Source organism: Algoriphagus sp. AGSA1 (genome assembly GCF_021390545.1).
Lineage (GTDB): Bacteria > Bacteroidota > Bacteroidia > Cytophagales > Cyclobacteriaceae > Algoriphagus.
In genome coordinates, this window is the sequence record NZ_JAJUWR010000002.1 from 108753 (window position 1) to 134485 (window position 25733).

Genomic DNA, 25733 nt, shown 5'->3' on the forward strand with positions numbered 1-25733 from the left:
ACCAAGGCTTGTTAAACATAGAACTCTAGCTTCTTCTCATTAAAGATCAACTCAGGTTATTGTGTGAGTTGTGCTGTTGTATCCTTGATGATTTTTCGATAGTAAGGCTGTTTTTTGGTCAGGAGATAAGACATTTTTAATCGATAAAAATCATAGCCGATTACAATCAACAGAAATAAGCAGACTATGTAAAAAACGTTATAGGCGATGGTCAAATAAATGTATCCAGCAGAAATACCTCCTAACAAATAGGAGAACATAATCGCCAGAAGTAAATTCCACTTCCTCCGCAACTCGGGATTCTTACGGTTTTGTTCTTTGGTAAATAAGGAGGCTAATATTCCCAAATCAGTGGTAAGTCCTGTAAGGTGGGTGGTTTTTACAGCTGAATTGGAAATGGTAGCCGTGAGACCGTTTTGGATTCCCATTGCAAAAAGCATGGCGCTTACCATCAGTTCAGTTTCCAAGAGTGTTTCTTGATAGAAAAATTGAATATGAGTTCCTACTGCCAAGAGACATAGGATTTCTATGATTATAGGGAGAGAATGGGCGAGATAGGCATTTCGATTCCGGAAATTAATTACAATGAAGTTGGAGCTGAAATTTCCCATGAAAAATAAAAATATCCACCCCAAGACTACAAGTGCTTGATACCAGTTGCCAAAGGAGATTTCTTGGGCCAATATGGCGTAGTGTCCAGTTACATTGGATGTGAAAGCAAAGAAAATAATCACGGAAATGACGTTTACCATTCCCGCGGAGAATGCTGTAAGAGATCCCAGCTGTATATTCTCCTTATTGGTTCTGTTTATGTGTTTGCTGATCATGCTTTTTTTGTGCTCAATCGCTCAAATGTCATTTTCACAATTCCACGTAATTGCATGTCAAAACTGAAATGTAGAACCATTCGATCAGCGCTGAGTTCTTGGATGACGTAGTATTCCATGATACCTTCAGATCCATGGATCTGGAGTATGTTGCCTCTCCCTTTAAGTGTCCACTTTAGGGAGTTTTGGGAATCGTTGTTTTTCATCTGCAAAGTATGTTCATCTACAAAATTCCAGATTTCAGCTTTATGAATGATCAGGTTCTTGCTGATTTGGCTTTTGATATGATCGGTCAGCATATAATCAAAGCTTTCATCTGAGATGAGAGAATCCAGTTTCTCGTATTCCCATGAGACTTCCTTCCACTCACCGAGCAGTTGGATTTCTGGGCTTTCCTGAAAAGAAAGTAAGGTAAAGTAAACTCCTAGTACCAGAGAGAAAGACGTTGGATATAATAGATTGAATTTCATTTGTTTGTAGTTTGTCTTTCCATGACTAGACTTCTTTTGGCAGCGAGATGTTGGGGCGGCCAGTCAACCTTTAGCAGGCATACTGAACCCAAAGCGAACTTGTGTCGCCTACTACAGGCTCAGACTTGGCTTTCTAGTGAGCCATTTGCCCATGGGTGAAAAAGAGCGCCGATAGCTCATCTTTTGAATTTTCTTGACCAAGTACAGTTGAAGTGTCCCAGTTTACCTTTATGAGGGGTATGTTACTCTTGTTTAAGTATGGAGTAAGATCAAAACTGCTGCTGTTTTTTAGCTTGAATGAATAATTTGGAGAGATATATGCCTCAGTTACTTTATTCCCGAGTAGGTAATTTTCAAAGGCATTTTGGTTGGTTCCACTGAAGATGTCAATGGACATTTGTACTATCGTATTCTCATATTTTCCCAGAAGCATCTGACAGCTGGTTTTGAATTCTTCAGTTTCCAGTTTTTCCAGCACTTTGGCCTTGGAATAAAAGAGTAATTCATTGATGGATGTGGATACCCACTGCCCATATACCAATATTACATTAAGTTTCTCGCCTTTGTCCAGATTGTTTTGTAGAGCAATCTTCGCAAGATTCAGTGATTCTACCGTGAAATCTGTAGGTATTAAAATAGTTTTAGCCATTGTTCCTGTTGGTTTATTGGACACGGCCTAAATTACCTTCGACTTATTAGAATGGATTAAGAATGGGATTAAGATCTAATTAGAATGTAAGCGGTTAGATTAGAATACGATTAGAGAACAAAATTTCCTTTTGGCAAATGGATTTCTACAGTTGTACCTTTATCTATTTTGGAGTACACCTTCAGCTCGCCGTCATGAATCCGGATGATGTTTCGTGCCAATGGCAGGCCAATCCCATATCCTTCATGATTTTTAGTGTTGGAAGCCCGGAAGTAAGGGTCATAAATGTACTCTATTTCATCAGAGGGGATACCGATTCCAGTGTCTTTTACAATAATGATGATATTGCCATCCATGACTCCCAGGGCTATGTTGACGGGCTTTCCATCAGAATATTTACATGCATTCAAGACTATGTTGGATACTGCTAAGTGAAGTAGCTGTTCATTCCCCATGACTTTCAGCAAAAGTGGGTTTTCGGGCAAGAGGCTGAAATCCAGACATATTCTGTTTTTGGTTTGGATTTTTTCAACGGTTTCTTTTACATCAAGTATCAGCTGATCCATTCTCACCTTTCCGAATTTTTGCCGCTTTCCATCAAATCCGGTTTGGGCCAATAGCAATAAAGCTTGCGTTTTTTTCTGAAGTTTCTCAGCCTCCCCCAAAATAGCGGTGATTGACTCTATATATTCCTCTGTTTTCCTGGTTTTAGAAAGAGTGACATCTGCTTCTCCTATTATAGACGTCAATGGTGTATTCAACTCGTGAGAGGCGTTGCTAATGAAGTTTTTCTGTGTTTCAAAAGAAGTTTCCAGTCTATTGAGCATATCGTTGAATGTCTGGGCGAGCTCCCGTACAGAATCATTGTTTTCAGGGATTTCCAGTCTCATATGAAGGTTTTCGGAACCGATTTTTTTTGTCTTATTGATGATATTCTGAATAGGTTCTATAATTTTTCTGGAAAACATGATGGAAAACAGGACGATCAACAGAAAGGCAATTATCAGAGAGGTGAAGATTAGATTTCTCAGATATGCCAAATGATGAGTAATGAAATAATTTTCAGCTGATAAGATTACCAAATGCGCTTTTTGATTTGGAGTCCTATATATCGTTCCATAGAAGAAGGTATTATGATGACTATAGGTCCCGATTCCATCTATGACCACTTTTTTCAAGAATGATTGATTAAAATCCACTAGTCTGGGATCGGTGGATATGTTTTGAGGATTTATATCTTCCAGGATTAGGTGTTGTTCGTTTGTAAGTGGCTCCAGATAATCTTGTCTGAGCTGCTGTACCACATTCCCATCTTTCTGTTTTTCCAGCTCGATTTTAGCTGTGGCAATAGCTCTGATTTCTAGTCTTTTGTAGAAATCCGTAAAAGCAAATCTGGAAATTGAATAGTAGATAAAGCCGCTGAAAAGCAGTGTGTACCCAATAAAGGCAGTAAGCAGAATGTAGATTATCTTGTTTTGGAGTTTCATCAATTTTCCTTTAACACATACCCCATTCCTATTACCGTGTGGATAAGTTTTTGTTCACCGTACTTATCCAGTTTTTTACGTAGGTAATTTACATAGACATCTACCACATTGGTGCCTAGGTCAAAGTTTACTCCCCATACTTCATGTAGCATATCTACTCTACTGAGCACCTTTCTAGGGTTTTTCATAAACATCAGTAGAAGCCTGAATTCTGTAGAGGTCAGCGATATTTCATTTCCGTTTCTTGAAATCGTTTTCCCAGTATCATCCAAAACCAAATCGGCAAATTGATAGATCTGGTGGTCTTGCTTATCATTTTCTTCCATCTTCCCCCCACGGCGAAGCAGGGTTTTGATTCTGGCCACTAGTTCTATGAATTTAAATGGCTTCACTAGATAATCGTCAGCTCCGGATTCCAGTCCGATGACGACATTTTCTGTACTGCCCATGGCAGTCAAAAATAGAATGGGGACGGTTTTATTCTGGATTCTGATCTGTTTGCAGACTTCCAGACCGTTCATGTTAGGCAGCATGATGTCCAGTATGATCAGGTCAAACTGACTACTCAAGGCAACCTGAAGTCCCATGGTGCCATCCATGGCCACTGTGACTTCAAAGCCGTTTTCGCTCAGTCCTTTGTTTATAAAACTGCACACACGGGTGTCATCCTCTACTAATAATATTTTTTTCAAAAGAAGTTAATTTGAGGAGTGTTACTGTGGTAATTTGTAAGCTTGACGTGCAATAAGTTTCCAATTACCCTTTTCCTTATGCCACACCAGTATGACGCCTATTTTTATGGAATTTGCAATGCCTCCGTCCAGTACATCGGCGGCCAGGTTATGGCGCACGATAGCAAGATTTTTTTGCATCTGTATCGTTTGATCTTGAAACTCGACTGTCGCGAAATCAGATGCTCCACTGACCAATGCTTCGATAAATTGGGTTTGGTTTTCCAACTTTCCATTGGAATGTCCATAACTGAGATGTATAGAGGTCAATTCACTTAGATTGGCAACTGTGGGATCAATTAATGCCAGACGGAGCTTTTCTACCTGGGAGGCTACTTCCTTCTCCGCTTGCGCAAAAGCACTGGTGAAACTGATAAATAAAACTAGTGTGAAAATTGTTTTCATGGTTATATTGAGTTATGGGTTTGAAATGGAAATCATAGCAATTTTAAGCTAATGCGATAATTAAGGTACTGAAATTGACGGTTATTAGGGTATTCAACATGGGATTAAGATCAAATTTCCCATGTGACCCCGTATCAAACTTAGAGGAAGGTTGATTGATAAACTTGTGCCCTGCAAAGCTATTTTTCCTGCACAATAGTGAAAATATTCCTGGTTTTCAGCCCTTTCACTTCGTGTTCGACCATCACAGGTATCTCATAAGTGTCAAATTCTTTTAGAACAATTACCCCACCATGTATGAAAAATTCCAGCTCTCCTTGGAGTACCGTGAGAAGGGAGGGGTCTTTAGTGGTGTGTTTTTTCAGATATTGATCATGAATCAATCCAATGGCAAAATAGTTGATTTTATCCGTTCGCTTGATTGCACAGACGGAGGGGCGATCATTATGGAAGGACATGTTTTCGAGGATATTCATGGTAAAGTCAGGTTAAAGTCTCAAAGTAGATTCAACTTTAAGTTAACCAAAGTTTTAAAGAATTGCGCTCTGAAATTGAAGATAGGCAGTATAAAAACCTATTTCTGTACCGGATGGATTTCCTTCTGAGAACTGATAAAAGGGGTCTTGGGAGCTAGGAAGTAGCCTGTTAGACTGGCTAAGAGTATGGGGATAAAATAACCGAAACCAGTAAGCCTGACCAATAAAATCCGAAGTGACTCTGCATAGTCTGAATTTACAAATTTACATGAATCACTTGGTTCCAAGTTGTCCAAGTAGGCTTCGTGTCGGACTTTATTAGCTCTTTGAAAAAACAAGATTTCGAGCATACAAGTTTTTTTGAATGTCAGTTACGGAAGAGTCAGACAGGCTCTATGTGAATCAATACATTTCCCAATTCCGGAATTGTCTTACAGAGTTTATCCTTCAACTGATGGGAGATATCATGGCCTTCGGTGACCGTGAGTTTCCCCTCCACCAGTGCGTGCAAATCTACATGGTATTCCATTCCGGCCTTTCGGATGTAGCATTTTTCAGTTCCCTTCACGCCAGGAACAGTCAGGGAGACTTTGCGGATCAGGGCGGTCAGTTCCTCGTAATTGTTTTCATCCATCACCTCGCCAAGAGCCGGACGGAAGATCTTGTAGCAATTGAAAAGGATAAAGGCCACCGCGAAAAGCGCTGCAATATCATCTGCTTTTTCAAATCCTTTTCCAGCAAATATAGCAATGGAAATCCCTATAAATGCCGCTACAGAAGTAATCGCGTCACTTCTGTGATGCCAGGCTTCAGCTTTGAGAGAACTGCTTTTTAGTCTTTTGCTCCGTGACATTACTACCTGAAAAGAAATTTCCTTCCAAAGTATAATTACCGTCAATACGAGCAGGGTAAATGGTTTGGGTAAATCATGTGGAGTGATGATATGCTGGTAGGCTTGCCAGGCGATGGTGACTGCCGAGATGACTAAAAATACCACAACCAAAAAGGTGATCAATGGTTCTGCCTTTCCATGTCCGTATGGGTGGTTTTCGTCTGCAGGTTTGGCAGAATACCGTAATCCTATCAAAACCAAAATCGAAGCGAACACGTCCACCACTGACTCTATACCATCGGCAATCAACGCATAGGAATTGCCAAAAATGCCCGCCAAGAATTTAATCGCGGCCAACACAACATTACCCAGCATGCTGAAAATAACGGTTCTGATGGCTAAACTTGAACTGCTCATGGGAGGGACAAGGGAGAGAATGACAAAAGTAGGGATTATTCTTTTTTTGGAAGGGATTGGCTGCAATATCAAATTCTTTTTGTGTTTTGCCAGATCAGGTAACAAATGCATCCCCTTTGTTTAACATTCATCCTCCTCCTCTGAATAGGGGATATGGTATTTTAGTATCTGAAAATCAACCCTTATGAATAACCTGTTTAGATTACTGGCATTAACGCCATTTGTTTCTCTGACTCTTTTCTCTTGCGGAGAAGATGAAGAGACAGAACCTATCAATTTATCTCTATCTAAAGAAATTCTGAATTTTGATGCTGAAGGAGGAACGCAGACTTTTACTATTACCAGCAATTCTTCTTGGATTATTGAAAATGCAGCTTTATATGCGGATGTGACTCCTTTATCAGGATCTGGTAATAGTCAAGTGACTGTGAATGTGGAGTCAAATGATGAAGAGATTTCAAGAACTTTTTACGTAGAAGTTAGGGCTGGAACTATTCAGAGGGATGTGGCAGTGGTACAGAAGGTAGCGGAGCCAAGTTATCCAGATTATTATATCCCTGCAGATAACACAGGTATGCGGGATATACCAAATCTGGAATTGGCGAAGGAGATGGGGTATGGATGGAACCTTGGCAATAGTCTGGAAGCAATCGGGGGAGAGACGGCCTGGGGTAACCCTAAAACTACAGAAACATTGATAGATGCCGTGAAAGCTGCTGGGTTTAATGCTGTCCGTATTCCGGTGGCCTGGAGCAAGTTTTCCGATCCTTCTACATTTGAGATTGATGCAGCCTGGATGGCTAGGGTCACAGAGGTGGTAGATTATGTGATAGAAAATGGCATGTATGCATTGATCAACATTCACTGGGATGAAGGCTGGATGCAGCCGACTTTTGCGCAGCAGGACTATGTGAATGATAGACTGGAAAAAATGTGGGTGCAGATTGCTTTGAACTTCCGGGATTATGAAGACCATTTACTTTTTGCCGGGACTAATGAAGTCATGGTAGATGGGGACTACTCCACTCCCATACCTGAATACTACCAGGTGCAGAACTCGTTCAACCAAACCTTTGTAGATGCAGTGAGGTCTACAGGTGGGAGAAATAACTACAGGAATCTCGTCGTCCAGACCTTTAATACCAATATAGACCATGGGATTAATTTTTTTGAAGTGCCTGAAGATGTGACAGCCGGCAGATTAATGGTGGAGGCTCACTATTATGATCCGTATGAATTTGCACTTCAGGAAAATGAAAGCATCACCCAGTGGGGAGCGAATGCATCCGACCCGTCTAAAAAAGCAACCTGGGGAGATGAGTCGCATGCGGATGCACAATTTCTCAAAATGAAATCCGCTTTTATAGACCAGGGAATCCCGGTTCTCATTGGTGAATTTGGTGCGGTAGATAAAGTAGCCGTGGAAAACCACCAATACCGCAAAGATTACCTCACTTACCTTATCCGAAGTATGGATTCCCACGGTTTAGTCCCTTTTTATTGGGATAATGGTTTTGGTGGGCATTATGGGTTTGCACTTTTCAATAGGGAAACCGGCGAGCAATTGTATCCCGACCTGGTGAAGGCAGTGGTGGGGAGTTGATTCCTCGTTTCAATACAACAAAAGCGACTGTCACAATTAGGAGAGCCGCTTTTGTTTTATGGGAATTGACCAGATTTATATTCTAAGCTTTTCGGTTCTTCTATGCAGCTTGGTTCCGGCTAATTTTTTACGAGAAACCAACTTGAATTAGGTAGAAAAAGCTGTCTGGGATTTTTTGCTGATTGTTCCCGGGGTAAGTTGGTCCATTTTCAATACTATAAAACCGCCCAGGGCACAGGCTGCCATTCCTAACACCATAGGAAAAGCAGAACTTGCGTGAAATAGACTTACTACGGCTGTTACTATTCCTCCTATAGCCATCCGCATACTTCCTAGCATAGCGGAAGCAGAACCTGCATTTCTGGAAAATGGTGCCATAGAAAGTGCGGTGGTATTTGGCCCATTTAACCCATGTGCTGTCAGAAACACAAACATCAAGGCAATCAGCGCGTACACATTGAACCAGTCGAAATAGACTCCAGCCACCAGTAGCAATCCTACAGTAACTTGATAGTGTAGAGAGAAATTAATGATTTGCTGGCTGCTGAATTTGCGCAGCAAAATATGGTTCAGCTGGGTAGAACCAATCATAGCGAAGGCCAAAATTCCGAAAATCCAACCAAACTGATGCTCAGAAAGGCCGTAGAGATTCATGAAGACATCCGCCGAGCTGGCGATATAGGCAAAAGGAGCTGCGCCGGCAATACCACCCACAAGCATGTAAACCAAAAACTGTCGGTTGTCAAGGACTTTTAGGTAACCGTTCCAAACTTGCTTTGGGCGTAGGGAAATTTCCTGGTCAGGCAATGCCCCAGAAGGAAGAACTGTCACAGTGGCAATCCATATAATGGCTGTCAAGGCCGCAAGGATGATAAATACCCAGTGCCAATCGTAAGCAGCGGTTACAAATCCACCTAAGGCAGGTGCGATCATCGGAGATACCGCAATCACCAAAACCAAAAGAGACATGGCCTGGGCGGTTTTTTCCACCGGGAAAATATCCCTAACTATTGCTTGAGCTGATACCATTCCGGCACAGCCGCCGATGGCCTGGATAAAGCGCATCAAGATCAGGTTTTCCACAGTCAGGGAAAGCGCACAACCTATGGATGCCAGAATGTAAATCGCCAATCCTGCATAAAGCGGTTTTTTTCTTCCATAGCGATCCAGTAATGGGCCATAAAATAATTGACCAATTGCGATTCCTACTAAATAAGCGGTGAGCGAAAGTTGAATATTCGAAATAGGCGTATTCAGTGTCTGCGCCATCTCCGGAAAGCCGGGCAGATACATGTCAATGGAAAAGGGAGAGATTGTACACAAGGCACCTAGTACCAGCACGATCTTAAAGTATTCTGTTTTGCTGTATTTCTTTGCCATTTCTAATTCTAAAAATTGATAGACTCACACTTTATTGGAAATTATTTGTAGTAAACAGCTCTAATTCTTAATGAGTTCGTAAAATTCAGCTTATTTTTTGCCAAAATATTAGAAGAGGGATTAGTGTTTTGAAGAATTGTTAAAAGGGTGAAATTGTCAACGAGCAGCAGTGTTCCGCTGAAAAGATATTTTGAGTTTTGGGAAAGATGCAGAATAAAAAGAATTGTCTTAAAACTCAATTTCATCAATACTTCTCAGTTGCACATGCTTTTTCATCTTTTTCTGGATGACTTTGAAATGATGCAGATCCTCCTCAGCAATCAGGGAAATAGCCTCTCCTGATGCTCCAGCCCGGCCGGTCCTTCCGATTCTATGGACGTAATCTTTTGGTGATCTGGGCAATTCGTAATTGATTACCAACGGAAGAAATTTGATATCAATTCCTCTTGCTGCCAGATCTGTAGCCACCAATACCCTTGATTTCCCGGTTTTGAACCGGTGCAGGGCTTCTGTTCTGGCTCCTTGACTTTTATCTCCGTGAAATGCGAGAGCGTCTATACCGTTCTTGTTGAGCTTGGTAACGATATTGTTTGCTGCCCGGATCGATGAGGCGAAAACCAAGATCTGGGGCCAATCGCCAGAATTGATCAAATAACGTAGAAAAGGGCCCTTTTGCTCCATGGGGACACGATAGGCATATTGTTCGATCAGATCGGGAGAAATGGTGTCAGGTTCAGCGGAAATGCGGACTGGATCCTGTAACAAATCATTTATCAACGTCTCCACAGATTCTTCGCTTGTTGCGGAAAAAAGTATGTTTTGGCGTTTTTGGGGTAGTTTTTCGAGGATCTGATCCACTTCTTCTTTGAATCCCATATTCAATACCTTATCCGCTTCGTCCAGTACCAGCACTTCTACCTGGTTAAGGTTAAGCGCATTTTTTGACATCAGATCCAGCAAGCGTCCAGGGGTAGCTACTAAAATATCGGTGCCATAGATTTTCATCATCTGCGGGTTGATGGAAACCCCTCCATAAACGGCTAGGGCTTTGACAGGTCTGGTCAGGAACCTTGCGAAATTCTCTGTCACCTCAGCTACTTGGCTGGCTAGTTCCCGGGTTGGCACCAGTACTAACACAGGAATCATTCTGCCTTTATTGGCAGGCTTTTCCTGTAATCTTTGAAGAATAGGAAGAATGTAAGAAGCTGTTTTTCCAGAGCCGGTAGGGGCAATTCCCAACACGTCTTTTTTTTCCAAAACAGCCGGAATAGCCTTTATCTGTATAGGATATGGACTTTCGTATTTTGCCTTGGTTATGGCATCAAGGATCTGACTGTAAAGACCTAACTCTGAAAAGTTCATGTGCGTTTATTTTCGGCAAAGTTAAGGCAAGGAATTTACTATTGTACTTTTTTGGTAATTTCCATTCCCGGAGTGCCCGCATAGAAGACAATTATTTCAGCGTCTTCCTCTCCATTGTTTCGCCCCAAGTGCTTTTTATTTACTACCTCTATGATAGGGTCGCCTGCTTGCAGAACTAGTTCTTTTCCATCTTCGTCGATTACTAGCAGTTCTCCTTTGAGGAGAACACCAGCATTGATTACAGGATGATAATGTAGCGGTAGGTCAGAATGTGCAGGGATAGTGATTTTTAAAATTGAAATCTGAGGTTTTGACCGAGGATAATTTGGTAAAGAGTCACCGTTCCAAGATACCTGTGACTCGATCAAGGTGATGGATAGGGCAGCTTCTTTTGTCATGAGCTCACTTTTATGAGCAAAAAAAGCAGTAAGTATAGTCAAAGCGGTAATCAAACAGTTTTTAATCATGATTTTGATAGTTAGGGGGAGAATCCGACGTATTTAATACTGGGTTTGTGGATAGAGATCTAAGATACAAACTGTTACTTACCGTTGTTGTAAAACTAGTTTGTGAAGCAACATAATATGTTACAACTTGTACGAATGATTTGGCATATTGTAAATATTCGAAATCCTAGGCTAGATTAACTGATAACCCCAAAATTCCATATTAGAAAATGCACTTATTACGCATAGTGTCCTGCTTTTTTATTGGATTGATCTTTTTTTCATGTACGAATACAGTAGTTTATGACCCTTCCAATCCCTCTCCTGCAAGAACTGCGGAAGAAGAACTGGAGACTTTCCAGCTTGAACCCGGGTTCAAAATCCAACTGGTTGCCTCAGAGCCTATGGTTCAGGATCCGGTTTTCATCACTTTTGATGAGGATGGCAGACTTTGGGTTATAGAAATGCGGGGATTTATGACCGACACATTAGGGTCTGAGGAGGATAAGCCTATTGGTAGGATATCAGTTTTGGAAGATGAAGATGGAGACGGTGTAATGGACAAGAGCACAGTTTACCTGGATAGTCTGGTTATGCCGAGAGCCTTGGGTTTTTTCGCTGATGGTGTGTTGGTGTCTGAGAATTCAGCACTCTGGGTGACAAAGGATTTGGATGGGGATCTGAAGGCTGACTCTAAGACCTTGTTGGATCCCACGTATGCTTCCTCAGGAAACCCTGAGCATTCGGATAATGGTTTGCTTAGGAATGTGGACAATTGGTACTACAATGCCAAGTCAAGATTGAGGTATAAATACCAAAAAGGGGAGTGGATCAGGGATTCTACAGAATTTCGTGGTCAGTGGGGGATCAGTCAAGATGATATAGGGAGATTGTATTACAATTACAACTGGTCACAGCTTCATGCAGATATGGTGCCTCCAAATTACTTTTCCCGTAATCCAAATCATAATCCATCCACTGGTATAGATCACGGAGTTACCTTGGATAGATCGGTCTATCCCATCAGGGAGACCCCGGCTGTGAACAGGGGATATATTCCTGGTGTGTTGAGCGAAAACCAACGCTTAATGGAGTTTACCGCAGCCTGTTCCCCTTGGATTTATAGGGCTACTTTGTTTCCTGAAGAGTTTTATGGAAATGCGTTCATAGCTGAGCCTGCTGGCAATTTAGTCAAGCGGAATGTGCTGACGCAAATCGGAGCCAAGGTAGAAGGCAAAGATCCGAGTCCGGGAAGAGAGTTTTTAGCGTCAACGGATGAGCGGTTTAGACCTGTGGATTTCACAACTGGGCCGGACGGAGCATTGTACATAGCTGATATGTACAGGGGGTTGATTCAGCATGGGGAGTATTTGACCCCTTACCTGACAGAACAGACAGTAGGGCGAGGACTGGATATGCCCGTGCATTTGGGGAGGATATGGAAAATCGTTCCTGATGATGAATCATCCCGACCAAAGGTTAAGCTTTCCCGGGCAAGTGCCTCGGAATTGATCCAATACCTTTCTGATGAGGATGGGTGGTATAGGGATATGGCTCAGCGTATATTGATTGAGCAGGAAAATCCCTTGGTAAAAGATGAGTTGGTAAACTTAGCTATGGATACCCAAGCAGGAGAATTGGGACGCTTTCATGCTCTTTGGACTCTGGAGGGTTTAGATCTTCTGGATGAACATGTTCTTTTCCAACTTCTCGAAAAGGAACAAGGCTTGTTGCAAAACACCGCATTGAGATTACTCGAACCCTTTGCCTTGGAATCTTCGAAATCAAGGTCAAAATTGGCTTCACTGATGCGTACTCTTTCCATGAATGCTTCAGAAACAGAGGCCTTACAGTTGGCCCTAAGTAGCAATGTGCTTTCCCTGCCAGAACAAGGCGAGGTCTTAGAAATCGTCCTTTCGGCTTTTGGCTCTCAAGCAATGATTCGTGATGCTATGCTGAGCAGTTTGGAGCAAAGAGAATTTAAGCTGCTTCATATCCTTTGGAACTCTTCTCAATGGGATATCCAAGATCAAACCAAAGAGATTTTTCTGGAAATGCTAACTACTGCGGTGGTAAAGGGAGGAGCTGATGCGGAATTGAAATCCCTGATTGCTCTGGCCGACTCACCAGGCAAAGAACTGGATTGGAAACAAAAAATACTGATTTCAGGGATGTCAATTGAGGCGGCCAATGCTGCAGGAAGGAACCCGATTTCGCTGAACTCTGAGCCTTCACTTTTTTCAAGAAAGGATCTGCCGGTGGATGAAAGCAGGTTAGAATTGCTCAAAAGATTATTCACATGGCCGGGTTTTAAAGCTTCCGAAACGCTTGTTGCGGCAAATCAACTCGATGAAAAGGCTTTGAAACAGTTCTCCATGGGCCGCCAGAAGTTTATGGTAGGTTGTGCAGGTTGTCATGGATCCGATGGGACAGGAGCGCCACGTATGGGGCCACCCTTGGCTGGATCAGAATGGGTGACCGGAGATGAGCGGAGGCTTGCCATGATTTTATTGCATGGACTGGAGGGGCCAATAGAAGTGGCAGGGAAAATTTACGATGCCCCGGAAATATTACCTGTAATGCCTGCCCATGCCACATTGGACGATGCAAGTATTGCAGCCATTCTTACTTATATAAGAAATGAATGGGGGAATCATGCATCTCCTGTTTCTGGGCGTCTGGTCTCATCGACCAGAATGACTTCGCAAGGACGGGTGTATCCATGGAGTGCAGAAGAATTAAATAAACATATGGAAACTTTACCTGTTCCTTAAACCAAACAATCCAAGTGATATGGCTCATAAAAACTTACCTGGAATTCTAGAGGGAAAAATTGATCGAAGAGGGTTTTTAGGCTCAGCTGGTAAGGGGGCTATGGTATTGGCAATGCCTTTCCCTGTGTTGCCGGATTTTTTGAAAAACGCTTCGATGGGTATAGTAGTGCATTCCTATGCATCAAGATGGCATTCTAAAAGTGAGAGTGAAAAATTTCCCGCCTTTACGGATGCTGTCAGTCTTATGGAGCATTGTAAGTCCATTGGGGCAGGAGGGGTTCAAGTTACTGTAGCGGGGTGGAGCCAGGATTTTGGAAATAAAGTGAGAGCGAAACGTGAAGAACTGGATATGTATCTGGAAGGAAGCATAGGATTGCCACAAGACCCAGGAAATGTACCGGACTTTGAGCGAGAAGTTATCATAGCAAGAGAAGCCGGAGCTAGCATTCTCAGAACAGCATGCCTGAGCGGGCGTCGATATACCAATTTTATGTCAAAGGAGGATTTTTTAACATTTAAGAAAAAGGCCATAAAGTCCATGGAATTGGCAGAACCGATTATGCAGAAGCATAAAATGAAACTGGCAGTTGAAAATCATAAGGACTGGACAGCACAAGAACTGAAACAAATAATCCAGTCCATAGGAAGTGAGTGGGTGGGAGTGACGCTTGACTTTGGCAACAATGTGTCTTTTATGGAAAATCCTATGGAGGTCATTGAGACGTTGGCTCCTTACGCCTTTTCTACACATGTCAAGGATATGGGAGTGAAAAACTACGAAGATGGGTTTTTGCTTTCTGAAGTACCTTTAGGAGAAGGAATCGTGGATTTGAAATCTGCAGTTGCACTTTGCAAAAAGCACAATCCCAAGATCAACTTCAGTCTGGAGATGATCACCCGGGATCCATTGGAGATTCCATGTATGAAGGATAGCTACTGGACTACTTTCGATCATCTGTCGGGATTGGATGTTTATAAAATGGATCGGATGCTTGGAGAAAACCAATTCAAAAGAGAGCTGCCAAAAGTTACAGGACTCACTCAGGAAGAACGGCTTGCTTTTGAGGAGCAGAATATATTGGAGTGCATAAATTACAGCCGAAAATCCCTCAAGCTTTAACCCAATTAATACTTATAAAAGAACGACTATGACTCAGAAAAACACCAAATTGCCCGGGATCAAACTTTTTGACTTAACAGGCAAAGCTGCCATTATCACTGGTGGATCCAAAGGACTGGGCTTGGCAATGGCCGAAGGGCTTGCTTCTGCAGGTGCCGATGTCATGCTTGTAAGTAGAAATCTGTCTGAATGCGAAGAATCTGCAAAGCGAATAGCTGATCTCTACAACGTAAAGGCTATTGCTTTTGCAGCAGATGTTGTGAAAAAAGATCAAACGGAAGCCATGGCAAAAGCAGCTTTTGATGCTTTCGGAAGAATTGATGTGCTGATCAATAGCGCCGGAATCAACATCCGGGGAGCGATCGATGAGCTGGAATTGGAGGAATTCAGTAAAGTAATGGAGATCAATGTCACCGGAACTTGGTTAGCTTGTAAGGCCGTGACTCCATTTATGAAACAGGCCGGGAAGGGAAGTATCATTAATCTGGCAAGTACATTGGGACTGGTGGGGCTTTCCAATAGGACTCCCTATGCTTCCAGCAAAGGTGCTGTAGTCCAGATGACGCGCGCACTGGGATTAGAGTTTGCGCCTTTTAATATTACGGTAAATGCAATTTGTCCGGGGCCGTTTTTGACGGAAATGAATCTTCCGATTGCCGATACAGAGGAAGGAAAGAAATTTGTTGTTGGGGCTACAGCTTTAGGGAGATGGGGGCGACTGGAGGAAATCCAAGGCGCCGCAATCTACCTTGCTTCGGATGCCGCCACTTACATGGTAGGTTCTATGCTCACCGTCGATGGGGGATGGACGGCAAGATGATGTTACCTTTTCCGGACAAAATGGTTCTGTACTACTTTATCCAAAAAACGGGTTGATTTGACACATTCAAAAACCAGACGCTTCGGTAACTCACCAAACATGGGAATGCCAGATCCCAATAATACCGGAATTGTAGTAATGATCATTTCGTCAATTAGGTCTTCTCGTAGAAAACTCTGAATGGTCTTTCCTCCATCGATATAAAGGTTTTTAAAACTTCTTCCATTAATTTCCGCAAGCACTTCCGGAATGCTTCCTTTGACCAGAAATGCCTTGTCCTGCAGTTTTTCCGGAATCTCTGTCAGGGAATTACTCCAAACAAAAACCGGCTTTTTGTAAAACCATTCCTCAAAGCCGGCCACTACTTCAAAGGTGTTTCTTCCCATCAATAGTGCGTCGATTCGGGAAGTGAATTCATTAAATCCCGTGTCAATATGATCAATCTCGGGAAAGGTTGATAGCCAATCAAGTTCATCGTTTTTCCCGGCAATGAATCCGTCTAGACTTGTGGCAATGAATACGCTGTTTTTCATGTGTTTATTTTTGATTTTTATAGGTCACATGGAATCTCGCATAGTAGATAATCATCCCTTTGTGTGTCGCCTTCGACATGCTCGATTTCATGTGTTTATAATTGTTTTTCTAAGGCAAGATAGCCTGTCCCGCCCGCCGCGGCGGTTGACGATTAATCCGCCATCCGGCGGAACCCTAAGTGTTTAATGACGATTTTAATCGTGCCGATTTCATAGAGATATAATTTGACTTTTAGCGGTAATGCCTGCCTGCACATACAGGCCTGAATACCTTTGGCAGCCAGGATTTCCTCCGAGTTTGGATTCTCAAAAGTAACATCAAATCGCCCAAAGTTTTCTGATCTAGAAATTTCTTGGGACATTCCTTGTCTGAAAAGTTTGATCAATAAAAGTTGTGTACGCCCTCAGTCGTGCGCAACTTGTTTTTTTAATCTCTCCACAGTTTTTTCGGCATAATTTCTATACCATTCAATTTCGCAAGAATCTATAAACTGTTCCAATTCTCTAATATATTTTTCGTGATCTGATTTCCTAAATGTCATTACAATTTCACCATACTTAATACTCCATAACTTATGCCTTTGATTCATTGATCTAATGGTTTTCACAGGATCTTCCAATTCCTCAGGGAAGCCATACTCATCAATTATTGACCGGATCAACGGATAGTATTTTTTATCTAAGATAGTTTTAGTTTCGGTGATGACATCAGTATAGTCATTTAGAATATGCAGGTTGGAAATTGCGTGTGCGAGATGGTGGTTTTCCCATGCTAATTCGGCCCATTTTTCAGCAATTTCATAATTTGATAAGATTCGATTGCCTCTGATCAATAGATTAAGAGCAAGAAAATACAGGTGAGGATAATCTTCCGGCTCCATATTCTCCACCACCATTTCGAAATGCTGAATTGCTAGAGGATATTGTTCTGCCATCCAGTAGCAAAAAGCGATTTGATTGTGTTTTTTGATCTTTAGAACATCCTCGTCGTAGATGTCCTGGACTTCATCTATGTAGTCATTAACCAGTTTTATTTTTTCCTCATATTGAGCATTCGGTATGTCTCTGTAAAGTTTTAGGATAAGTTCTGAAGGGAAAATATCTTTTCTGAGCTGTTCCAGATTCATGTAAATAGCATTACAGTGATGATAAATATTTCTGATTTTGGTGAGGAAATGGGAGATAATCTTGATTTTGACAACTTCGATTAACTACCAGCTTCCACCACCTCCGCCGCCAAAGCCCCCACCGGAAGACCCGCCGCCTCCTGAGCTACCGGAACTTGAGGGTGAGCTCACCATCATCGATTGTGTAGATTTGATGGAGCTATTGAAGGATTTCGAAAAATGAGCCATAGACATCATCCTGCCAGTGGATGAATGATACCAGGTCGGTGGCTCGATATTCAATGCGTCGAATTTTTTTGCCCACTTGTCAAACATACCAAAAGCCAATGCATAGCTCATCGTGGATTCAAAATAGCCCGGATCATCTTCGAGAAGCATTTTAAGTTTGTTTTCCTCGGCTACTTTTATGAACTGTCTGAAACCTTTCAATTCTGATAAAATCATCGTCCCTTCTTTGTTCTTTTTGATCAGGAATTGGCTCATTATTAGTAGAACAATACAGGTCACAACGGCAGCGATGGCGGCTATAATTCCCCAATACATCAAAAAGCCAGGCACCAGGAGGAACATCAATAAGACTATCCCAAAAATCGTGTAATTCTTTACTTTTCGGGACTTATTGACATAATAGATCTGGGCGGCATTTTTCAATGTGCTTTTGGCGGAACTCATGGTAGTGTAGAACTTGTCCTTCAGGCTGCTTACCATGACTTCTGAGCCTTTTCCAAACAAACCATTGAAGACCTTCTGCTGGTATAAAGGTGCGTCGGTATCTATATCTTTTATCTTGCTTAGTTTTGTGTCATCCTTGGCAAACCACCCCTTTTCATCAATTTCTTCTATAGTAATGTATCCATGGGATGCCCAATAAGGAATAAGTGAGATCAAATCTGAGGTATCGCCTGAGTCATCGATCAGAAAGCCGACCATAGCAGGATCCATACCTTTAGGGGGGTAGTAGCTAGTGGTGGTCACAGCATGATCATCTTTGCCGTGTTTCCTCCAAATCAAATAAAAAGCTATGCAACAAAAAGATAGCACTATAGTCCACCATGGCCATAACGGCTTTATTTCCTTTATACTTCCTAGAGGCAATTTCAATAAAACTGTGACGGATTCACCTCCGGAAGAAACTACATCCGGCTTGCTGGATCCAGAGTAGGTACCGTTAGAAAAACCAGTTAAAAAATCCGAAGTGGGGGCATCCGATCCTCTCGGGCCAGCATACAAGAAATAGGCTCCCTCTTCCAGGGTGATTCCATTAGGTAAATGAACAGTGAAATCGATTTGGCGAAAAGGAGCAGACCAATCACTTGGCTTAATGTTCCAATAGAATGATATCGCTTCAGACTCATGCAGGAATGCATGCTCAACTCTATATCTGATCTCGTAGTGCTGAGGCCCCTTCAAGGTGATGTCCGCGTCACCTATTTTGATTTGCAGATTGTCGGAGAATCTTTGGCCTATTTTTGAAGGAGAAGTGAATTTATAATTTGGGACCTCAATGTTGCTGAGCTCTATTTTGCGGGTTTCCTGTTCCCCTTCTTCTGTTGTTAATTTATAAGAGGTCACAATATTCCGGAAAATCCCGTGCTTCGGAACCTCAAAATTAATGTCGTATTTCTCTACGACGTCAAAGTAACCCTCCTCATGTAAAGTAATGTCCACATGGTAGTTTTCGACACTGAACCCCTGTGCAGAAACCTCCAGCTGCATTAAAAGCAAGAGAATTAAACCTATGCTCTTTATCATAACTATTCTCAGTTTCTTAAAAATATCAGAGGCTTTTGCATGATTTGATCTTCTATTACGAAAAACTCACTTTCACATTTTCCCGGCTTTCCGGCTCGGCTTCAAAGTAGTCAAAATGTTTATAGTTGAACATGCCTGCGAATAAAACACCTGGGAAGCTTTCTCCATATGTATTGTTTTCCCGTACCGAGCCATTGTAGTATCTTCTTGCCCTTTCCAGGTTTTCTTCGATTTCATTGAGTTTATCCTGAAGCTGGAGAAAGTTGGTGTTTGCTTTCAGGTCAGGATAAGCTTCACTGAGTGCAAATATGCTTCTCAAAGTCTGTTGGAGCTTGTTTTCTGCTTGGATCTGCTTGTTGATATCATCTGAGGGTACGGCCATGGCGGTGTTCCTTGCTTGAATCACTGCTTCCAGTGTTTCCTTTTCATGGCTAGCATAGCCTTTCACGGTCTCAACAAGATTTGGGATCAAGTCATATCTACGCTTTAGCGCTACGTCTATATTACTCCAGGCGTCCTTCACTAAGTTTTTATTTTTGACAAATCGGTTGAAGATTCCTACCAGGATCACTCCTAAAAATAAGATGATAGCTATTATGAATAGAAAGGTTACCATAAGGGTTTGGTTTTTAAGTGTGAAAGCTAGACTAGTATTTAACGAAAGAAAGCAGAAGCCTGCTTTTTAACAATTTCAAAATACTATCTTTTAATGAAAACCCAAGAAAATCCCCAACTTGAATAGTGTTTTCTGGAATAAGGCTTTGGCTTGTTTCACAATTTTAATATTTTGAAAAGGTAAATCCGCTTCTTGTAAGGTTGAGAAAACGCTTTATCCCTAAGTGGATCAAATAATTAATGCTTGAAAAATATAATTAGAACTATAAATTGGCTATGTGTATGTTGTGAATGTGGTAAAGAAAAAAGTAAGGGTCATAGTTTTTATCAATTGAATTTTTAATCTAATAAACAATCATTTCCTTACATTAGCTCCTGTAAAAAGCAAACTTAACAAAAACCAAATCATATGGATAACAAAGAAAACGGACATAACTATACAGATCCAGTATGGGATGTCAATGAAAGTGAAGCAAAATGTCCTTTTACCAGTGGTGCCATCCATCATACCGCGGGAGGAGGTACAAAAAATAACGATTGGTGGCCAAACCGACTGAATTTGAATATTCTGCGCCAGCATTCATCCAAATCCAATCCCATGGATCCGGATTTTAACTATGCAGAAGAATTCAAGAAATTGGATCTTGCCGCGGTGAAGAAAGATCTGGCAGATCTTATGACGGATTCCCAGGACTGGTGGCCAGCAGATTTTGGGCATTATGGTCCATTTTTTATCCGAATGGCCTGGCACAGTGCGGGTACATACCGTATAGCAGATGGTCGTGGGGGAGCTGGTTCAGGTTCCCAGCGTTTTGCCCCACTCAATAGCTGGCCTGATAATGCCAACCTTGACAAAGCCAGGTATTTGCTGTGGCCTGTGAAACAAAAATACGGGAGAAGACTTTCCTGGGCTGATTTACTGATCTTGGCAGGTAATGTGGCATTGGAAACCATGGGTTTTAAAACCTTCGGATTTGCCGGTGGCCGTGAGGATGTATGGGAACCTGAAGAGGATATTTATTGGGGCTCGGAAGGAGAGTGGCTAGGTGACCAAGATAGGTATGCAGGTAGTGCAGAGGGCGAGAGAAATCTGGAGAATCCACTTGGAGCATCTCATATGGGATTGATCTACGTGAACCCTGAAGGACCAAAAGGTCAGCCTGATCCTATTGGGGCTGCGCATGATATTCGGGAGACTTTTGGTCGTATGGCTATGAATGACGAGGAAACTGTGGCCTTGATTGCAGGTGGTCATACGTTTGGCAAGACCCATGGTGCCGCAGATCCGGGTGTTTACGTAGGACATGAGCCAGAAGGTGCCAGCATAGAAGAAATGGGATTGGGATGGAAGAATAGTTTTGGCAAAGGGCACTCTGGTGATACCATTACGTCTGGAATAGAAGTTACCTGGACTACTACCCCTACGCAGTGGAGCAATAATTTCTTTGAAAACCTCTTTGGGTTCGAGTGGGAATTGACCAAAAGTCCAGCAGGCGCACATCAGTGGAAGCCAAAAGGTGATGCAGGGGCAGGAACTGTCCCAGATGCCCATGATCCGGCTAAAAAGCATGCGCCAAACATGTTGACTACGGATTTGGCATTAAAAGAAGACCCTGCTTATGAGAAAATTTCAAGACGCTTCTTTGAAAACCCCGATGAATTTGCCGATGCGTTTTCCAGAGCGTGGTTTAAATTGACACATCGTGATATGGGACCCATTCAACGCTATTTGGGGCCTGAGGTACCGTCTGAAGAGCTGATCTGGCAGGATCCCATTCCGGCAGTGAATCATGAACTGGTGGATGAGTCAGATATTTCGACTTTAAAGAGCAAAGTTTTGGAGTCAGGTTTGACTGTTTCAGAACTGGTATCCACTGCCTGGGCTTCAGCTTCGACTTTCCGAGGATCAGATATGCGTGGAGGAGCCAACGGAGCTAGAATCAGGCTTTCTCCCCAAAAGTTCTGGGCGGTAAACAATCCTTCCCAGCTTGGCAAAGTAATCGATAAGTTGGAGACAATCCAGAAGGAATTTAATGCGTCTCAAACTGGCGGAAAACAGATTTCTTTGGCAGACCTTATTGTATTGGCAGGTTGTGCTGGGATAGAGAAGGCGGCGAAAAATGCTGGAAAAGATATTACTGTGCCTTTCACACCGGGACGTATGGATGCTAGCCAAGAGCAAACCGATGTATCCTCTTTTGCGGCTATGGAGCCTGCGGCGGACGGCTTCAGAAATTACTTCAAACCTACTCACAAGGCTTCTGCTGAGGAGATGCTGGTGGACCGAGCTCAATTACTTAAATTGACTCCTCCTGAAATGACTGTTTTGTTGGGAGGAATGAGAGTCCTAGGAACCAACTTTGATAACTCAAAGCATGGTGTGTTTACTGAAAGACCTGGCGCTTTGACCAATGACTTCTTTGTCAATGTCTTGGATATGGGCACTTCGTGGAAAGCCGCAGACTCTGGACAGCATGCGTTCTTAGGCACAGACCGTAAGACCGGTCAGGTAAAATGGACTGGAACCAGGGCAGATCTGATCTTTGGTTCCAATTCTGAACTTCGGGCATTGGCCGAGGTGTATGCCTCTTCTGATTCTTCGGACAAGTTTATAAATGACTTTGTCGCTGCTTGGGACAAGGTGATGATGCTGGATAGATATGATCTGGCGTGAGTGATAAGCTAGTTGATAATAAAAAGGTGACCTGGAAACGGGGCACCTTTTTATTTTTTTAAGGTTCTGTACCCTGGATTTTATGTGTATGAGTTTAATTCTTAAGCCATCCGGCTATACTTCTCCGCTCCCGGGTAAATGAAGGATGAACTTCATGTTCCATCTCATCACTCCGAAAGAAAACCATTCTACCACCAATAGGAGATATATCCTGCTGATCCTTTCCTTCTGGATATAAGGAAAGCATACCCCCATCTTCAGTGTGCCAGTCTTCGTTCAAAAACAACACAAGAGAGAACTGTCTTCCCTTTTCGTTTTTGAATTGATCCAAATGTCTTTTATAGAAGCTTTTTGGCTTATAGTTGGCATAGTGGCTTTCCAGACTTTTGATGGATGTGAAGCAGGTTTTATTAAGATGTGAGATGAAATTCCCAACTTTTTTCAGGTAGATCACTTCGAATTCATTGATGCTTTTCTCCTCAATCCATTTGATTTTGTCTCCCCTGATCAGCGAATTCTGTATATGATTTTTTTGGTTGCCTATTCCAGCCGCCTGAAGAACCCCATTTTGGTCAGCCTGCAAAATATTTTCTCTCAGTCCGGTGACGGTGTTTTTATTTACGAAGTCATTGCTACAGCCATACTTATTGTCAATCAATCCTTGAATCAGTTCTTCAAATTGATTCTTCTCGTCATTTTCCTCTTGGTCTTTATCCATCTGGGCAGTTAGTACCTAGCTGTATTGGTTTACAGTTAGGATTTTGCACAAGAAGAACATTCCTAAGTTCATTTTTTCATTTTATTTTTTTTGGTAAAAAATAAAACAGGATCAATAACTTTTGAGATTCAGATATAAGCGTTATTCCTTCCCGGATGGCTGGTTGCGATTCTTGTTTTTGAAGGATTAATTGGCAAGTCTCTTGGCTAAATCAGGAAGGATAAGTCTTTTTGCCTCTTCTGCATCAATATAATCCTCAAGTCCTCGCATAGAAATGACAGTGAAATCATTGTCATTCAGGTATTGAAGATATTCCCTGAAAAGCTCTGGAGTGGTATTCACCCAAGGATGTTCTATGTCGGGAACGCCATGAATGGTCAGGATGACAATCTTTCCGTCTTTAGCTTGATCGAATGCTGAAAGGATATCTTGTTTATTTGTCTCATCCGTTGCCCAACTTGGAACCAAGTAAGGGTGATCGTTCAAAGGATCATAAGCTCTGCTTCCTCCTGCACGCGCAAATGAATATTCTTTTGCCCCTAGAAACTCCAAAGCTGAAGCATTCAATCCATATCCAGGGTATGCGAAATTGGTAGGTTTTGCAATTCCTAAGGAGTCACATTTTGCCTCGATGTAAGTGAGTTGTTGGTTGAATTCAGCTTGGGTCAGCTTACTGACATTGGCATGTGTATGGGTGTGATTGGCAATTTCAAATCCCATTTTGTCCAGCACCTGAATCTGTCTCCAATTCATGTACAAGGTGCTGTCAGCATAATTGGGCTGAAACTCACAGACAAAGAATGTTGCACCAAATCCAAATTCTTGAAGCATAGGAGCTACGACAGAATATTGGCTTGCCGGAGCATCATCGAACGTTAGAACGACTAGTTTGTCGGGAATTGGTTTTTTGAGGATCTGGGCTGGGGAAATTGTATAACTTGAAAGAAAGCCAAGAAGTAAAATCAAAAATCTCATAATCAATGGCTCTATTTATTGATCTATAGTCATGATGATTATCCCACCACCAAGGTGATTAAGTAGATTACACTTATCGCAGTTACAGACATGATCAGCGTCCCCACACTATGGGCTTGGTTTCCTTGTTTGATAGTCAAACCTGAAAGTTGGGTAACGGCCCAGAAGAAACTATCATTGGCATGGGAGATAGCCATAGCCCCGGCACCCGTGGCCAATACAGCAAATACGCGCATAGTTTCCGAATCCAAGCCAAGTGAACCCAAGAGTGGGGCAATAATGGATGCCGTGGTGATCATCGCCACTGTGGATGAACCTTGGGCGGTTTTCAAGGCAAATGCAATGAGAAAAGGAAGAAATATGCCCCAGCTCGCTCCGCTCATACTGGAACTGACTAGGTCTCCAATACCCGAGTTTTGGAGCATTTTGCCAAACACTCCTCCAGCTCCGGTAATCAGGATGACAGGCGCTGCAATCAAAATTGCTTCTCCGATCCAGCCGGAGGAAGAGAGTAATTTAGCGTCAAATTTCTTGGGTAGGGTAAAAGCCATAAATGACCCAAGAAGGAGGGCAATGACCGGACTGCCAACAAACTCAATAAAGGTGTAGAATGATCCTTCACCAAAAGGTTTGGTTGGGTAGTTGGCGATGGATGCCGTTATAATCAGAATCAGTGGTACGACAATTGGCAGAAAGGAAGAAAAAACCGAAGGCCGTTGTTTTTTGTCGATTTCTTCTGTTTTAGCGGCCATTTTGGGGATTAGGGGGATTTTATAAGCGACCTTTTTGATGAAAATATAGCTGGGGATCAATGTGGATAAGCTCACGATCAATCCATAGAAAATTATCATCCCCAGATCAGCATCATATATCCCGGCGGTAGCAATAGGTCCGGGAGTGGGAGGTACCAAAGAGTGTGAGGCGGTGGCACCTAGAGCCAATGCTATTGTAGTGGCCGCATAGGGGACTTTCCCTTTGAGGGAGAGTGACTTGCTGATAGGGTTCATCATGATAAACGTGCTATCCCCAAATACAGGGATGGAAAGAATGTAGCCCGATATCATCATCGCCAGCGTCACTGATTTTTCACCGATCCATGACAAAATCTTCTCCGCAATAACTATGGCTCCACCGGTTTTCTCGAGAAATGTCCCCATCATCACACCTAGCAGTATCAACAAGCCTATACTTCCAAGCACCCCGCCGAAACCTTCTGATATGGATTTTAAAATCAATTCTCCGGGCATCCCTGATAAAAGTCCGTAAAGTATGGCACCACAGAAAAGTGCAAGGAAGGGGTGGATGTCAAATTTCACGATGGCAACAAGAATCAATGCCAAGGCAAAAAGGATAATCAAAAGTGTGAGCATTTTGGGTTAGGTTGGGTTTGAGATAATCATTGAAAGCAAAAAATTGATTTGCCTTCAATCGAAAAAATAGGGAAAAAATGGGAATAATTAAGCCTAAAGCTGGAATAGCTTTCTAATTGTTTGTTGAGTGGCTCTAATAGCTTCGAATGTTTGGTATTTTAGCCAATTCA

At 42.3% G+C, this 25733-nt stretch carries 25 protein-coding genes; 5 read left to right on the forward strand and 20 right to left on the reverse strand.

What is annotated here, in order from left to right; all coding sequences use genetic code 11:
- Positions 1 to 56 precede the first annotated feature (56 nt).
- The 9 genes from LZF95_RS01580 to LZF95_RS01620 all read right to left on the reverse strand — a co-directional run bounded on the left by LZF95_RS01580 (position 57) and on the right by LZF95_RS01620 (position 6405).
- Positions 57 to 827 (reverse strand): YoaK family protein, encoded by a 771-nt coding sequence (locus tag LZF95_RS01580; RefSeq protein ID WP_233753234.1) that lies wholly within the window; start codon positions 825 to 827, stop codon positions 57 to 59.
- On the reverse strand, positions 824 to 1297 hold the full coding sequence (locus LZF95_RS01585) for a hypothetical protein (protein ID WP_233753235.1): 474 nt from the start codon (positions 1295 to 1297) through the stop codon (positions 824 to 826). Before LZF95_RS01585 ends, LZF95_RS01580 begins: the two co-directional genes overlap by 4 nt.
- Before the next feature lie 133 nt (positions 1298 to 1430).
- Complete coding sequence (locus tag LZF95_RS01590) at positions 1431 to 1946, reverse strand: hypothetical protein (RefSeq protein WP_233753236.1); 516 nt, start codon at positions 1944 to 1946, stop codon at positions 1431 to 1433.
- A gap of 110 nt (positions 1947 to 2056) precedes the next feature.
- Complete coding sequence (locus LZF95_RS01595; protein ID WP_233753237.1) at positions 2057 to 3433, reverse strand: HAMP domain-containing sensor histidine kinase; 1377 nt, start codon at positions 3431 to 3433, stop codon at positions 2057 to 2059.
- Positions 3433 to 4125, reverse strand: coding sequence for a response regulator transcription factor (locus LZF95_RS01600; RefSeq protein ID WP_233753238.1), 693 nt, complete (start codon positions 4123 to 4125; stop codon positions 3433 to 3435). Before LZF95_RS01600 ends, LZF95_RS01595 begins: the two co-directional genes overlap by 1 nt.
- Positions 4126 to 4146: 21 nt before the next feature.
- Positions 4147 to 4569 carry a nuclear transport factor 2 family protein gene (locus tag LZF95_RS01605; RefSeq protein ID WP_233753239.1) on the reverse strand — a complete coding sequence of 141 codons (423 nt, stop codon included), beginning with the start codon at positions 4567 to 4569 and terminating at the stop codon, positions 4147 to 4149.
- Between the two features lie 179 nt (positions 4570 to 4748).
- A complete protein-coding gene (locus LZF95_RS01610) occupies positions 4749 to 5045 on the reverse strand; it encodes a hypothetical protein (protein ID WP_233753240.1) in 297 nt (98 codons plus the stop codon).
- 98 nt (positions 5046 to 5143) lie between these two features.
- Positions 5144 to 5395 carry a hypothetical protein gene (locus tag LZF95_RS01615; protein ID WP_233753370.1) on the reverse strand — a complete coding sequence of 84 codons (252 nt, stop codon included), beginning with the start codon at positions 5393 to 5395 and terminating at the stop codon, positions 5144 to 5146.
- A 32-nt stretch (positions 5396 to 5427) separates the two neighbouring features.
- On the reverse strand, positions 5428 to 6405 hold the full coding sequence (locus LZF95_RS01620) for a cation diffusion facilitator family transporter (RefSeq protein ID WP_306422248.1): 978 nt from the start codon (positions 6403 to 6405) through the stop codon (positions 5428 to 5430).
- Positions 6406 to 6478: 73 nt separating this feature from the next.
- Between LZF95_RS01620 and LZF95_RS01625 the strand changes: the two genes are divergently transcribed.
- Positions 6479 to 7897, forward strand: a complete 1419-nt coding sequence (locus LZF95_RS01625) for a cellulase family glycosylhydrolase (protein WP_233753241.1) — start codon at positions 6479 to 6481, stop codon at positions 7895 to 7897.
- Between the two features lie 147 nt (positions 7898 to 8044).
- On the opposite strand, the gene LZF95_RS01630 is transcribed toward LZF95_RS01625, so the two are convergent.
- The 3 genes from LZF95_RS01630 to LZF95_RS01640 form a co-directional block, all read right to left on the reverse strand.
- Positions 8045 to 9277 carry a multidrug effflux MFS transporter gene (locus LZF95_RS01630; protein ID WP_233753242.1) on the reverse strand — a complete coding sequence of 411 codons (1233 nt, stop codon included), beginning with the start codon at positions 9275 to 9277 and terminating at the stop codon, positions 8045 to 8047.
- Between the two features lie 228 nt (positions 9278 to 9505).
- Positions 9506 to 10639 (reverse strand): DEAD/DEAH box helicase, encoded by a 1134-nt coding sequence (locus LZF95_RS01635; protein ID WP_233753243.1) that lies wholly within the window; start codon positions 10637 to 10639, stop codon positions 9506 to 9508.
- A 38-nt stretch (positions 10640 to 10677) separates the two neighbouring features.
- On the reverse strand, positions 10678 to 11106 hold the full coding sequence (locus LZF95_RS01640) for a cupin domain-containing protein (protein ID WP_233753244.1): 429 nt from the start codon (positions 11104 to 11106) through the stop codon (positions 10678 to 10680).
- 209 nt (positions 11107 to 11315) lie between these two features.
- Here LZF95_RS01640 and LZF95_RS01645 point away from each other — a divergent pair, with 209 nt between their 5' ends.
- From LZF95_RS01645 to LZF95_RS01655, 3 genes are read left to right on the forward strand one after another with little or no spacing between them, the layout of a single operon-like run.
- On the forward strand, positions 11316 to 13859 hold the full coding sequence (locus LZF95_RS01645) for a c-type cytochrome (protein ID WP_233753245.1): 2544 nt from the start codon (positions 11316 to 11318) through the stop codon (positions 13857 to 13859).
- Positions 13860 to 13878: 19 nt separating this feature from the next.
- A complete protein-coding gene (locus LZF95_RS01650) occupies positions 13879 to 14979 on the forward strand; it encodes a sugar phosphate isomerase/epimerase (protein WP_233753246.1) in 1101 nt (366 codons plus the stop codon).
- 28 nt (positions 14980 to 15007) lie between these two features.
- Positions 15008 to 15799: an SDR family NAD(P)-dependent oxidoreductase gene (locus tag LZF95_RS01655; protein ID WP_233753247.1), complete on the forward strand. Its 792-nt coding sequence runs from the start codon at positions 15008 to 15010 to the stop codon at positions 15797 to 15799.
- 2 nt (positions 15800 to 15801) lie between these two features.
- Here LZF95_RS01655 and LZF95_RS01660 read toward each other — a convergent pair whose 3' ends face one another.
- The 5 genes from LZF95_RS01660 to LZF95_RS01680 form a co-directional block, all read right to left on the reverse strand.
- Entirely contained in the window at positions 15802 to 16332 is a 531-nt protein-coding gene (locus LZF95_RS01660) for a dihydrofolate reductase family protein (RefSeq protein ID WP_233753248.1), read from the reverse strand.
- A 152-nt stretch (positions 16333 to 16484) separates the two neighbouring features.
- Entirely contained in the window at positions 16485 to 16694 is a 210-nt protein-coding gene (locus LZF95_RS01665) for a hypothetical protein (protein ID WP_233753249.1), read from the reverse strand.
- A gap of 42 nt (positions 16695 to 16736) precedes the next feature.
- Positions 16737 to 17459: a hypothetical protein gene (locus tag LZF95_RS01670; protein WP_233753250.1), complete on the reverse strand. Its 723-nt coding sequence runs from the start codon at positions 17457 to 17459 to the stop codon at positions 16737 to 16739.
- 84 nt (positions 17460 to 17543) lie between these two features.
- The gene (locus LZF95_RS01675; protein WP_233753251.1) at positions 17544 to 19211 is read right to left on the reverse strand and encodes a DUF2207 domain-containing protein; all 1668 of its coding nucleotides are present in this window, start codon (positions 19209 to 19211) and stop codon (positions 17544 to 17546) included.
- A 55-nt stretch (positions 19212 to 19266) separates the two neighbouring features.
- Positions 19267 to 19827, reverse strand: a complete 561-nt coding sequence (locus tag LZF95_RS01680) for a LemA family protein (RefSeq protein WP_233753252.1) — start codon at positions 19825 to 19827, stop codon at positions 19267 to 19269.
- A gap of 408 nt (positions 19828 to 20235) precedes the next feature.
- Between LZF95_RS01680 and katG the strand changes: the two genes are divergently transcribed.
- Complete coding sequence (gene katG, locus LZF95_RS01685) at positions 20236 to 22500, forward strand: catalase/peroxidase HPI (protein WP_233753253.1); 2265 nt, start codon at positions 20236 to 20238, stop codon at positions 22498 to 22500.
- A 94-nt stretch (positions 22501 to 22594) separates the two neighbouring features.
- Here katG and LZF95_RS01690 read toward each other — a convergent pair whose 3' ends face one another.
- The 3 genes from LZF95_RS01690 to LZF95_RS01700 form a co-directional block, all read right to left on the reverse strand.
- The gene (locus tag LZF95_RS01690) at positions 22595 to 23218 is read right to left on the reverse strand and encodes a 2OG-Fe(II) oxygenase (RefSeq protein ID WP_233753254.1); all 624 of its coding nucleotides are present in this window, start codon (positions 23216 to 23218) and stop codon (positions 22595 to 22597) included.
- Positions 23219 to 23404: 186 nt separating this feature from the next.
- Positions 23405 to 24193, reverse strand: a complete 789-nt coding sequence (locus LZF95_RS01695; protein ID WP_233753255.1) for a polysaccharide deacetylase family protein — start codon at positions 24191 to 24193, stop codon at positions 23405 to 23407.
- A gap of 38 nt (positions 24194 to 24231) precedes the next feature.
- The gene (locus tag LZF95_RS01700) at positions 24232 to 25563 is read right to left on the reverse strand and encodes a GntP family permease (protein ID WP_233753256.1); all 1332 of its coding nucleotides are present in this window, start codon (positions 25561 to 25563) and stop codon (positions 24232 to 24234) included.
- Positions 25564 to 25733 lie beyond the last annotated feature (170 nt).

Excerpts from the sequence above, each read along its gene's own strand:
- LZF95_RS01585 (WP_233753235.1), bottom strand. The coding sequence starts at position 1,297 with ATGAAATTCAATCTATTATATCCAACGTCTTTCTCTCTGGTACTAGGA.
- LZF95_RS01615 (WP_233753370.1), bottom strand. The coding sequence starts at position 5,395 with ATGCTCGAAATCTTGTTTTTTCAAAGAGCTAATAAAGTCCGACACGAA.
- LZF95_RS01635 (WP_233753243.1), bottom strand. The coding sequence starts at position 10,639 with ATGAACTTTTCAGAGTTAGGTCTTTACAGTCAGATCCTTGATGCCATA.
- LZF95_RS01620 (WP_306422248.1), bottom strand. The coding sequence starts at position 6,405 with ATGCATTTGTTACCTGATCTGGCAAAACACAAAAAGAATTTGATATTG.
- LZF95_RS01645 (WP_233753245.1), top strand. The coding sequence starts at position 11,316 with ATGCACTTATTACGCATAGTGTCCTGCTTTTTTATTGGATTGATCTTT.
- LZF95_RS01655 (WP_233753247.1), top strand. The coding sequence starts at position 15,008 with ATGACTCAGAAAAACACCAAATTGCCCGGGATCAAACTTTTTGACTTA.
- LZF95_RS01595 (WP_233753237.1), bottom strand. The coding sequence starts at position 3,433 with ATGAAACTCCAAAACAAGATAATCTACATTCTGCTTACTGCCTTTATT.
- LZF95_RS01630 (WP_233753242.1), bottom strand. The coding sequence starts at position 9,277 with ATGGCAAAGAAATACAGCAAAACAGAATACTTTAAGATCGTGCTGGTA.
- LZF95_RS01695 (WP_233753255.1), bottom strand. The coding sequence starts at position 24,193 with ATGAGATTTTTGATTTTACTTCTTGGCTTTCTTTCAAGTTATACAATT.
- LZF95_RS01580 (WP_233753234.1), bottom strand. The coding sequence starts at position 827 with ATGATCAGCAAACACATAAACAGAACCAATAAGGAGAATATACAGCTG.
- LZF95_RS01640 (WP_233753244.1), bottom strand. The coding sequence starts at position 11,106 with ATGATTAAAAACTGTTTGATTACCGCTTTGACTATACTTACTGCTTTT.
- LZF95_RS01625 (WP_233753241.1), top strand. The coding sequence starts at position 6,479 with ATGAATAACCTGTTTAGATTACTGGCATTAACGCCATTTGTTTCTCTG.
- LZF95_RS01700 (WP_233753256.1), bottom strand. The coding sequence starts at position 25,563 with ATGCTCACACTTTTGATTATCCTTTTTGCCTTGGCATTGATTCTTGTT.
- LZF95_RS01660 (WP_233753248.1), bottom strand. The coding sequence starts at position 16,332 with ATGAAAAACAGCGTATTCATTGCCACAAGTCTAGACGGATTCATTGCC.
- LZF95_RS01610 (WP_233753240.1), bottom strand. The coding sequence starts at position 5,045 with ATGAATATCCTCGAAAACATGTCCTTCCATAATGATCGCCCCTCCGTC.
- LZF95_RS01670 (WP_233753250.1), bottom strand. The coding sequence starts at position 17,459 with ATGAATCTGGAACAGCTCAGAAAAGATATTTTCCCTTCAGAACTTATC.
- LZF95_RS01665 (WP_233753249.1), bottom strand. The coding sequence starts at position 16,694 with ATGTCCCAAGAAATTTCTAGATCAGAAAACTTTGGGCGATTTGATGTT.
- LZF95_RS01650 (WP_233753246.1), top strand. The coding sequence starts at position 13,879 with ATGGCTCATAAAAACTTACCTGGAATTCTAGAGGGAAAAATTGATCGA.
- LZF95_RS01675 (WP_233753251.1), bottom strand. The coding sequence starts at position 19,211 with ATGATAAAGAGCATAGGTTTAATTCTCTTGCTTTTAATGCAGCTGGAG.
- LZF95_RS01690 (WP_233753254.1), bottom strand. The coding sequence starts at position 23,218 with ATGGATAAAGACCAAGAGGAAAATGACGAGAAGAATCAATTTGAAGAA.
- LZF95_RS01590 (WP_233753236.1), bottom strand. The coding sequence starts at position 1,946 with ATGGCTAAAACTATTTTAATACCTACAGATTTCACGGTAGAATCACTG.
- LZF95_RS01680 (WP_233753252.1), bottom strand. The coding sequence starts at position 19,827 with ATGGTAACCTTTCTATTCATAATAGCTATCATCTTATTTTTAGGAGTG.
- LZF95_RS01605 (WP_233753239.1), bottom strand. The coding sequence starts at position 4,569 with ATGAAAACAATTTTCACACTAGTTTTATTTATCAGTTTCACCAGTGCT.
- katG (WP_233753253.1), top strand. The coding sequence starts at position 20,236 with ATGGATAACAAAGAAAACGGACATAACTATACAGATCCAGTATGGGAT.